The organism is Gordonia sp. C13, assembly GCF_023218005.1.
Lineage (GTDB): Bacteria > Actinomycetota > Actinomycetes > Mycobacteriales > Mycobacteriaceae > Gordonia > Gordonia namibiensis.
The window spans coordinates 79,846-89,407 of record NZ_JALPSY010000023.1; the positions used below are offsets into that span (position 1 = coordinate 79,846).

10 protein-coding genes are annotated in these 9,562 nt (G+C 69.1%); 8 read left to right on the top strand and 2 right to left on the bottom strand.

Annotated elements, in window-relative coordinates; translation table 11 throughout:
- Positions 1–230 precede the first annotated feature (230 nt).
- The 4 genes from M1L58_RS17200 to M1L58_RS17215 are packed head-to-tail and all read left to right on the top strand — an operon-like array spanning position 231 to position 3,555.
- The gene (locus M1L58_RS17200; protein ID WP_248659816.1) at positions 231–1,283 is read left to right on the top strand and encodes a Rossmann-like and DUF2520 domain-containing protein; all 1,053 of its coding nucleotides are present in this window, start codon (positions 231–233) and stop codon (positions 1,281–1,283) included.
- Positions 1,280–2,281 carry a pantoate--beta-alanine ligase gene (gene panC / locus M1L58_RS17205; protein ID WP_248659817.1) on the top strand — a complete coding sequence of 334 codons (1,002 nt, stop codon included), beginning with the start codon at positions 1,280–1,282 and terminating at the stop codon, positions 2,279–2,281. Before M1L58_RS17200 ends, panC begins: the two co-directional genes overlap by 4 nt.
- Before the next feature lie 2 nt (positions 2,282–2,283).
- Complete coding sequence (gene panD / locus M1L58_RS17210; RefSeq protein WP_040535733.1) at positions 2,284–2,724, top strand: aspartate 1-decarboxylase; 441 nt, start codon at positions 2,284–2,286, stop codon at positions 2,722–2,724.
- A gap of 27 nt (positions 2,725–2,751) precedes the next feature.
- Positions 2,752–3,555, top strand: coding sequence for a type III pantothenate kinase (locus M1L58_RS17215; RefSeq protein WP_154884103.1), 804 nt, complete (start codon positions 2,752–2,754; stop codon positions 3,553–3,555).
- 438 nt (positions 3,556–3,993) lie between these two features.
- Here M1L58_RS17215 and M1L58_RS17220 read toward each other — a convergent pair whose 3' ends face one another.
- Positions 3,994–4,581 carry a TetR/AcrR family transcriptional regulator gene (locus M1L58_RS17220; RefSeq protein WP_248659818.1) on the bottom strand — a complete coding sequence of 196 codons (588 nt, stop codon included), beginning with the start codon at positions 4,579–4,581 and terminating at the stop codon, positions 3,994–3,996.
- Positions 4,582–4,641: 60 nt separating this feature from the next.
- Between M1L58_RS17220 and M1L58_RS17225 the strand changes: the two genes are divergently transcribed.
- Positions 4,642–5,613: an alpha/beta hydrolase gene (locus M1L58_RS17225; RefSeq protein ID WP_374112743.1), complete on the top strand. Its 972-nt coding sequence runs from the start codon at positions 4,642–4,644 to the stop codon at positions 5,611–5,613.
- Here the strand turns inward: M1L58_RS17225 and M1L58_RS17230 are convergent.
- Positions 5,593–6,096 (bottom strand): TetR/AcrR family transcriptional regulator, encoded by a 504-nt coding sequence (locus M1L58_RS17230; RefSeq protein WP_248659819.1) that lies wholly within the window; start codon positions 6,094–6,096, stop codon positions 5,593–5,595. The two genes, M1L58_RS17225 and M1L58_RS17230, sit on opposite strands and share 21 nt — an antisense overlap.
- Positions 6,097–6,145: 49 nt before the next feature.
- Between M1L58_RS17230 and M1L58_RS17235 the strand changes: the two genes are divergently transcribed.
- From M1L58_RS17235 to lysS, 3 genes are all read left to right on the top strand, one after another.
- Positions 6,146–7,267: an FAD-dependent monooxygenase gene (locus M1L58_RS17235; protein ID WP_248659820.1), complete on the top strand. Its 1,122-nt coding sequence runs from the start codon at positions 6,146–6,148 to the stop codon at positions 7,265–7,267.
- 153 nt (positions 7,268–7,420) lie between these two features.
- Complete coding sequence (locus M1L58_RS17240; RefSeq protein WP_006866260.1) at positions 7,421–7,876, top strand: hypothetical protein; 456 nt, start codon at positions 7,421–7,423, stop codon at positions 7,874–7,876.
- A 69-nt stretch (positions 7,877–7,945) separates the two neighbouring features.
- Complete coding sequence (lysS, locus tag M1L58_RS17245) at positions 7,946–9,529, top strand: lysine--tRNA ligase (protein ID WP_006866259.1); 1,584 nt, start codon at positions 7,946–7,948, stop codon at positions 9,527–9,529.
- Positions 9,530–9,562 lie beyond the last annotated feature (33 nt).

Genomic DNA, 9,562 nt, shown 5'->3' on the forward strand with positions numbered 1-9,562 from the left:
GCCGGTTCGGCGCAGGTCACAGCCTCGTCTGTCGTCCGGCGGACCGCCGCGGCCGGAGGGGTCGGCGGGGACTGACGGGTGACACCTGTCACACAGTTGGCTCGGACCGCCGAGAGAGTCCTACCCTTGCTCTGCAACGTCTGGTACCCGTGCCGAGGCCGCCGTGGAGAGAACTCCGTCCACGCGGAACCCGGCGAAGGCGGGACTGGAACGAACCATGGAGGACAGCGGTGACCTCACCGACCGGTGATCCCGGCGTGCCGTTTGCACGGCCGACCGGAGGCGACGACGCCCACGGCAGCACTGCCGCGGACGCGTTCGGTGACCGCCCGTATCCGGTCCGGTCCGATCCCTTTCCCGGCACCTCCAATCTGCCTGCCCCCGCCCGCCTCACGGTCGGCATCGTGTCCGCCGGACGCGTGGGGACCGCACTCGGCGAGGCCCTCGAGAAGGCCGGCCACGTCGTCGGCGCGGTCGTCGCCCGCTCGCCTCAATCGCGGGCCCGTGCCGCCCAACGTCTCCCGGATTCGGAGATCCTCGACCTCGACGCAGTCGTCGCCCGTTCGGAACTGCTGCTGGTCAGCGTGCCGGATGCCCAGCTGAGCGCGGTGGTCGACGAGATCGCGGCGTCGGGTGCGCTGCGTCCCGGCACGATCGTCGCCCACACGGCCGGCGCCCAGGGCGTGGACATCCTCGCGCCGGTCACCGCCCGCGGGGCCCTCGGACTGGCCCTGCATCCCGCGATGACGTTCGTCGGTTCCGCGGAGGACACCGCGCGGCTGACCAACTCCTGCTTCGCCATCACCGCCGCCGACCCGGTCGGCGAGGCCATCGCCTCGTCGCTCGTGCTGGAGATGGGCGGCGAACCGGTGCGGATCGCCGAAACCGATCGCACCCTCTACCACGCGGCACTCGCCCACGGCGCCAACCACCTGATCGCGCTGATCTCCGACGCCGTGGCCGCGCTGAACGCCGCGATCGACCACTCCGGACGCGACGCCGCGACCGTCGACGGCAGTGGTGCGCGGCTCGCCGAACGCATCCTCACCCCGCTCGTGACCGCGTCGTTGAACAACGTGCTCGAACTCGGCCCGACGGCGCTCACCGGTCCGGTGGCGCGCGGCGACGCCGAGGCGGTCCGACGCCACCTCGCCGCACTCCGCGCCGTGCCCGGCGGGTCCGGCGATCACGGGATCGCCGAGGCATACCGGACCCTCGCCCGCCGCGCCGCCGAGCGCACCGACGCCCCGGCCGCGCTCCTCGACCTCCTGGAGGGGCGATGAGCACCGCCGAGCTCCAGACCACCGATCAGACACCACCGATCAAAGGAGATGCCGTGAGTGTCCCGTCCGACGAGACGCCGACCTACAAGGCCGGTCAGATGACCGTGCACCGCGAACCGGCCACCCTGACCCGGGTGACCCGGGCGCTGCGCGCGGCGGGCAAGCGCGTGGTGCTGGTCCCGACGATGGGTGCCCTGCACGCCGGCCATCTGCAACTGGTGCGTGCGGCGAAGGCCAAGGGCAACACGGTGGTCGTCGTCTCGATCTTCGTCAACCCGCTGCAGTTCGGCGCCAACGAGGACCTCGACGCGTATCCGCGCACCCTCGACGCCGACCTCGCGCTGCTCGAGCCGCTCGGCGTCGAACTCGTCTTCGCACCCAACGCCGCGTCGATGTACCCCAACGGACAGCGGACGATGGTGCACCCCGGCGCAGCCGGCGGAATCCTCGACGGCATCTCGCGCCCGACGCATTTCGCCGGGATGCTGACGGTGGTCCTCAAACTGCTCAACATCGTCGGACCCAACGCCGCCTTCTTCGGCGAGAAGGATTATCAGCAGCTCGTGCTGATCAAGCAGATGGTCACCGACCTCGATCTCGACGTCGAGATCGTCGGCGTCCCGACCGTCCGCGAATCCGACGGGCTGGCGATGTCGTCGCGCAACCGCTACCTGACTCCCGAGCAGCGCGAGCTGGCCACGACGCTGTCGGCGGCGTTGGTCGCCGGTGCCCATTCCGCCGAGGGTGGGCCGGATGCGATCGTCGCGGCGGCACAGGCCGTGCTCGACACCGTTCCCGAGATCGACGTCGAGTACCTCGCACTTCGCGGCCGCCAGCTGGAGGAGGCACCGGAGAAGGGCGCCGCCCGGCTGCTCGTCGCCGCACGCCTCGGAACGGCGCGTCTCATCGACAACGTCGGCGTGAACGTCGGCGGTCTCGCCGCACTCGAAGAAGAAATCGCCTGGAACAACGCCACCACCACGACAGAGGGACGATGACCATGCTGCGCACCATGATGACCTCGAAGATCCACCGCGCCACTGTGACCCAGGCGGATCTGCACTACGTCGGTTCGGTCACGATCGACCAGGATCTGCTCGACGCCGCGGGGCTGCTCGAGGGCGAACAGGTCACGATCGTCGACATCGACAACGGCGCCCGTCTGGTGACCTATGCGATCGCCGGTGAGCGGGGCAGCGGTGTCATCGGGATCAACGGCGCCGCAGCGCATCTCGTGCACCCCGGCGACCTCGTCATCATCATCGCCTACGGCATGCTGAACGAGGCCGAGTTGAAGGAGTACTCGCCGAACGTCGTCTTCGTCGACGACCACAACCGCATCCTCGAATCCGGCGACGACCCGGCCCACGCACCCGAGGGCTCGGGTCTGCTCGACCCGCGGCAGCTCGACGGCCCGGTCTTCGCCGACGCGACGGTCTGACGCCGGCGAACGACACGGAGCTCATCGATGCTGCTCACCGTCGACGTCGGCAACACCAACATCCACATCGGCGCGTATGCCGGGACGGGGGATCACGCACGGCTGGTGCGTGATTGGCGAATCCACACCGACCCGCACTACACCGCCGACGAACTCGCCTGGGTCTTCCGCGGCATGCTCGGCTCCGACATCGAGCAGGTCACCGGGGTCAGTGCCCTGTCGACGGTGCCGTCCTTGCTGCGCGAGCTGCGGGTCATGCTGCCCCGTTATTTCGGCGACGGACCGCACGTCCTGCTCGAACCCGGTGTGCGGACCGGTGTCCCGCTGTTGGTGGACAACCCCAAGGAGGTCGGCACCGACCGCGTCTCCAACTGCCTTGCCGCACATCACGAATACGGCGGACCTTGCATCGTCGTGGCCTTCGGTACCGCGACCGTCGTCGACGCCGTGTCGGCGAAAGGGGAATTCCTCGGCGGCGCCATCGCCCCCGGCGTGAACCTTGCGGTCGAGGCGCTCTCCGAGCACACCGTGACCGTGCGCAAGGTCGAGTTGATGCCGCCGCGCAGCGTACTCGGCAAGAACACGGTCGAGGCCCTGCAGTCGGGCATCCTGTACGGGTTCGCCGGCCAGGTCGACGCCCTCGTCGACCGCGTCTGTGACACCGTGCCCGGCTTCGACGGTGACGACGTCACCGTGGTCGCCACCGGCTACCTCGCCCCGCTCATGTTCGACGAATGCCGGTCCCTCACCGACCACCACCCGCACCTGACACTCGAAGGACTGCGCCTCGTCCACGAGCGCTCGAAGGCGAATCCACGGCGGGGCAAGTAGACCCCGGACCGCGCTGCCTCATACGTGGGTGCGAGGAGCGCAAGCGTCGTGCTGCGTGATCCGAAAGGGCGCGACGCACCCAGCTCCGATGCCTGAGGTGCGAGGAGCGCAAGCGACGAGCCACGAAGGCCTGGTGAGACGACGTCGCAGACCCACTCAGCTCCGGTGCCTGAGGTGCGAGGAGCGCAAGCGACGTGCTGCGTGATCCGAAAGGGCGCGACGTACCCAGCTCCGGTGCCTGAGGTGCGAGGAGCGCAAGCGTCGTGCTGCGTGATCCGAAAGGGCGCGACGCACCTAGCTCCGATGCCTGAGGTGCGAGGAGTGCACCCACTGCTGCGTGATCCGAAAGGGCGCGACGCACCCAGCTCCGATGCCTGAGGTGCGAGGAGCGCAAGCGACGAGCCACGAAGGCCTGGTGAGACGACGTCGTAGACCCGCTCAACGCCGGCCCCGCAACGCCCCTTCGGTGTACGCCGCGATCCGTGCGATGAGTTCGTCGTCGTCCAGCCCGCTCCCGGCGAACTGATGGATCTGCGCGTCCAACGCGGGGAACATGAGGCGTAGGTCGGCCTCCGCCTCGTCAGGCATCCAGCCGTCGGCGACGAGATACGCGACCAGCTTGGCGATCAGCCGGTCCGCCAATCCGGCATAGAGATCCCCGACGACGCCGGGGCTCGCCAGTTCGCGCAGTCGCCCGTGTGCCCGACCGTGACTCGAGTTCTCCGCCACGGCAACCGCGATCACCGCGCGCAGCACGACCGGCCAGTCGGTCGCCTCGACTGGATGCGCGTCGAGGACAGCGACCATCTGCGCTTCCGCCGCGGCGAGATGCCGGGCGGCGAGCTCGTCGAAGATCGCTTGCTTGTCGCCGAAGTACTGATAGATCGAACCGACCGAGACGCCCGCGGTCTCGGCGATCCCGTTGGTCGTCAGCGCTGCCCCCTCGGTGCCCAGAAGCTGAGTCGTCGCCTCCAGGATCACCTCGACGGTGAACGAAGAGCGTTGCTGCCGTGGTCTTTTCCGCATGTCCGAGGTCTCCGGTGAATGCGAGTTGTGCCGGGTTCGCGGGCGCTCGACGATGGATGTGTGACTTACGGATCGTACCTACGCTTCCTGCCCGAGCCATGGCGTTCTGCCGCCGCGGACATCGAGGCCACCTCGTCGTGGTGGAGGTGGCCGGCGAGCGACACGCGACCGTCGGGTCCGGTGGACGTCCACATCCTGCGCGCGATGCGGCCCGACGCGCCGCTGCGGGTGCTGCTGCTCCACGGCGGTGGTGGGCACGGCGAACTCGTGTGGCCACTGGGTGCCGTGCTCGCGGGGGAGGGGTACGACGTGCTGGCGCCAGACCTCCCGCAATACGGGCGGACGCGCGTCGCCGATCCTGGTCGCGTGCGATACCAGGACTGGATCGACCTGGTCGGCGATCTGATCGCGGCGGAGACCGAACGGGACCCGAGGCCGATCGTCGTGTTCGGTGCGAGCCTCGGCGGCATGCTCGGCTACGACGTCGCGGCCGGGGGTGCGCGCGTCGCCGCGGTCGTGGCCACCTGCCTTCTCGACCTCGCCGGTGATCCGGCTGCCCGACGAGCCGCATCCCGCACGCCCGCGCTGATCCGCCTTCTCCCGCTCATGACGGCCGCATCGCGGATCGGGGTCTTCGCTCGACTGCGGTTCCCGATCAGGTGGGTCGCGCCGATGGCGCGGATCAGCAACGACCCTGCGGTCTCGCACGCCTGCATCGACGATCCGCGTGGGGCGGGTTCGAGTGTCTCGCTGGGGTTCCTGGCGGACCTGATGACCCACGAGGTACCCGCGCCGGAGAACTACCGGGGTCCACGGGTGGTGCTGGTCCATCCGGCGGCCGATACCTGGACGCCGCCGGAGATCAGCATCCGCTTCGCACGACGGATCGCCGCGCGAACCGACATCCACCTGCTCACCGGTTGCGGGCACTTCCCTGTCGAACAGCCGGGCGTCGACGAGCTCGCCGGTCACCTGCGCGCCCTCGCGATCGACTTGGTTTCCGGGTCGGATTCACCGGAACGCGCGCAGTAGCCGCGTCGGATCGTGGTCGGCGTCGGTGCCGTCGGAGTCACGCAGCAGCGCGTCGAGCACCAGCCCGTCGAGTGCTGCGACGAGTTGCCGGGCGTCGACGAGCGGCATCCCGCGCTCGAGGAGGCGCTCGACGAACCGGTCACGCCCGGCGACCATGCGTTCGCGCATGACCTCGTCGCGGGTGGCCAGCAGCATCAGCTCGTAGCGTGCACGAGTGCGGACACGGTCGGCGCCCAGCCAGCGAGCGATCACCTCGAGGGTCGACTCGCCGTCGACCGGGACGTCGCGGGTGTAGACATGCTCGACGAGGGCGGCGAGAAAACCGTCCTGACCACCGAAATGGTGACGGATACTGCCGTGGGGGACTCCGGATGCGTCCTCGACCGCGCGCGCCGACGCCTGCCTGATCCCGATCGTCCCGATCAGCTCGAGCCCGGTGTCGAGCAGGGTCTCGCGCGTCGATCGTCCGGCTGATTTCTCCACACGGAGAAGTCTATCTGCTACCGTTCTTCTCCATGTGGAGAAGAACGTCATGAAGGCGGTTGTCGTCGGCGCCGGGATCGGGGGACTCTGCACTGCCGCCGGGCTGTCGTCGTCGGGCGCGGACGTCACGCTTCTCGAGCGGGCGTCCGAGGTCCGTGGGGGCGGGTCGGGGCTCAGTCTGTTCGGTAACGGACTCCGGGCGCTCGAATCGCTCGGACTTCGATCCGTGGTTCCCGACGCCCGAGAGGTTTCGCCCACGCTGAACGGAACCCGTCGTCCCGACGGCCGATGGCTCACCCGCTTCGACCCGGCGGCGATCGCCGACCTCCGCGTGGTGCGGCGCAGTGACCTCCACGAGGCGCTCCTCGGCCGGCTCGGATCGGGCGTCGAGGTCCGGACCGGAACCGGCGTGCGCGAGGTGCACGACAGGACCGTCCGACTCGACGACGACACCACGATCGACGGCTGCGACCTGATCGTCGGAGCCGACGGTCTGCGGAGTCGGGTGCGTCCCGCGGTCACACGCGACCCCGGCGCGGCCTACGCCGGTTACGTCGCCTGGCGGGCCATCACGGCGCGGCCCGTCGACCTCGATGCGGCGGGCGAGACGATGGGTCGCGGCCAACGGTTCGGGATCGCGCCGTTACCGGACGGACACGTCTACTGGTTCGCCGCGGTCAACTATGACCAGGGTGCTGATACGGGTGGTTTCGACGAGGTGCGACAACGCTTTTCGTCGTGGCATGCGCCCATCGGGGAGGTCCTCGACGCGACCGGTCCGGCCGACGTCGGGGTGCTGCCCATCGAGCAACTCGCGCGCCCGCTGGCCGCCTTCGTGCGGGGGCGATGTGTCCTCGTCGGCGACGCCGCCCATGCGATGACCCCCAACCTCGGGCAGGGGGCGAACCAGGCGATGGAGGACGCGGCAACCCTCACCGCGCTGCTGGGTGGCGCAGGGCAGGACGTCGACGATGCTCTGCGCACCTACGACCGTCTGCGTCGGCGTCGTACCCAACGCATCGCGCGCCAGGCGTCGGCCGTCGGCAGAGTCGGTCAGTGGCAGTCGGCGCCCGCGGTCCGGTTGCGCGATCTGGCGATGCGGGCCGCCCCCGACGCGGTGCTCAACGGCCAGTTGCGACGCATTCAGGATTGGCAACCGCCCGTGCGGTGATCGCCACTCGAGTCTGGTCCGGCGCGCTGGGCTGTGGCATACTCGTCGCCGTGATCAAGAGCTGTCAGGAGTGTTGTCAGGGCTAGTACCGCATCTGCGGCTGCCCTACTTCGCGCTCCCCGCTCGTTTTCGATCACCTGAGGAATCCCTCTCATGACCGCTTCGGTTGCCACCCCTGTTCTGTCCAGCACCGTCTTCGCCGCGACCGCGCCGACCGTCGCCCCGACCCCGGCTGCGCCGCTGTCGCTGCAGGTCAGCGACTACAAGAAAGCCGTCGCCGAGGGCGCCACCCCGGTGGACGTCCGCTCCCATCGCCGCCGCCAGATCGACGGCGCTCTGTTCGGCGCACTGGCCATCGATGCCGTCGAGGTCCTCGACCGTCTCACCCCCGGCACCTCCGAGTCGCTGACCGCGGCTCGCACCGACTCCCGCTGGATTCTCGTCAGCGAGGACGGCCACGAGGCCGAGTGGCTGGCCTGGCATCTGCAGGCGCGGGGCGTCCATGGTGCGGTGTTCGTCGTCGGTGGGCATCGCCGGATGCGTCAGGCCAAGGTCAACGGCCGCATCCATCCGGACGAGCTCGCGATGATCTCCGCACACGAGAGCTGAGCCGGCCCGCACCTCCTCGGTGTCGTCCCTGTCATCGCTGTCACAGCAGGTGCGGCGAATTGGGGGTCGGTGACCGGCCCCGATAGTGTGCGTGGGGTGAGTGACAGCCCGACCAGTGCCGCCTCCACCGCGGCCGAGAAGACCACGGACGCCGACGACCAGACTCCCGAGCAGCTGCGCATCCGCCGCGAGAAGCGCGAGCGGATCCTGTCCGAGGGTCGCGAGGCGTACCCGGTCTCGATTCCGCGCACCCACTCTCTCGGCGAGATCCGCGCCGCCTACCCCGACCTCGAGGCCGGCACCGAGACCGGTCAGCACGTCGGTGTCTCCGGACGCGTGATCTTCCTGCGGAACAAGGGCAAGCTGTGCTTCGCGACCCTCCAGGAGGGCGACGGCACACAGCTCCAGGCGATGGTCAGCTTCAACGGCGTCGGCGAGGAAGCGCTGGGCCGCTGGAAGTCCGACGTCGACCTCGGTGACATCGTCTTCATCTCCGGTGAGGTCATCAGCTCCCGCACCGGCGAGCTGTCGGTGATGGCCGACGATTGGCAGATGGCGTCGAAGTCGTTGCGGCCGTTGCCGGTTGCCCACAAGGACATGAACGAGGAAACCCGGGTTCGCCAGCGCTACGTCGACCTCATCATGCGTCCGGAGGCCCGCGAGACCGCCCGCACCCGCATCAAGGTGATGGCCGAACTCCGTGCGGCACTGAGCCGTCGGGGATTCCTCGAGGTCGAGACCCCGATGCTCCAGACGCTGCACGGCGGCGCCGCGGCTCGTCCGTTCGTCACGCACTCCAACGCCTTCGACATGGATCTGTACCTGCGGATCGCGCCGGAGTTGTTCCTCAAGCGCTGCGTCGTCGGTGGCATCGAGCGTGTCTTCGAGATCAACCGCAACTTCCGCAACGAGGGCGCCGACTCCACTCACTCGCCCGAGTTCGCGATGCTGGAGACCTACCAGGCCTACGGCACCTACGACGACTCGGCGAAGATGATCCGCGAACTCGTGCAAGAGGTTTCGCAGGCCGCGCTGGGAACCCAGACCCCGACCATGCCCGACGGTTCGACCTACGACCTGTCCGGCGAGTGGACCTCCCTGGAGATGTACCCGTCGCTGTCGGAGGCGCTCGGCGAGGAGATCGTGCCCGCCGGCAATCCGAACGAGACCACCGTCGAGCAGCTGCTGGCGATCGCCGAGCGCGTCGGCCTGGAGATCCCCAAGGACAAGGGCTACGGGCATGGCAAGCTCGTCGAGGAGCTGTGGGAGCACATGGTCGGCGAGAAGCTGAACCAGCCGGTGTTCGTCCGCGACTTCCCGGTCGAGACCTCGCCGCTCGTGCGCTCGCACCGCTCGGTGACCGGCGTGGTGGAGAAGTGGGACCTCTACGTCCGCGGTTTCGAGCTGGCCACCGGCTACTCCGAGCTCGTCGACCCCGTCATCCAGCGTGAACGCTTCGTCGACCAGGCCCGCCTCGCCGCCGCCGGCGACGACGAGGCGATGGTCCTCGACGAGGAGTTCCTCGCCGCGATGGAGTACGGCATGCCGCCGACCACCGGTACCGGCATGGGCATCGACCGCCTCCTGATGGCCCTCACCGGCCTCGGTATCCGCGAGACCATCCTCTTCCCGCTGGTGAAGCCCCGCACCTAGCCGTTTTGGATTTCGTAGAAGTATGGACGCTGT

Excerpts from the sequence above, each read along its gene's own strand:
- M1L58_RS17215 (WP_154884103.1), top strand. The coding sequence starts at position 2,752 with ATGCTGCTCACCGTCGACGTCGGCAACACCAACATCCACATCGGCGCG.
- M1L58_RS17220 (WP_248659818.1), bottom strand. The coding sequence starts at position 4,581 with ATGCGGAAAAGACCACGGCAGCAACGCTCTTCGTTCACCGTCGAGGTG.
- M1L58_RS17240 (WP_006866260.1), top strand. The coding sequence starts at position 7,421 with ATGACCGCTTCGGTTGCCACCCCTGTTCTGTCCAGCACCGTCTTCGCC.
- panD (WP_040535733.1), top strand. The coding sequence starts at position 2,284 with ATGCTGCGCACCATGATGACCTCGAAGATCCACCGCGCCACTGTGACC.
- panC (WP_248659817.1), top strand. The coding sequence starts at position 1,280 with ATGAGCACCGCCGAGCTCCAGACCACCGATCAGACACCACCGATCAAA.
- M1L58_RS17235 (WP_248659820.1), top strand. The coding sequence starts at position 6,146 with ATGAAGGCGGTTGTCGTCGGCGCCGGGATCGGGGGACTCTGCACTGCC.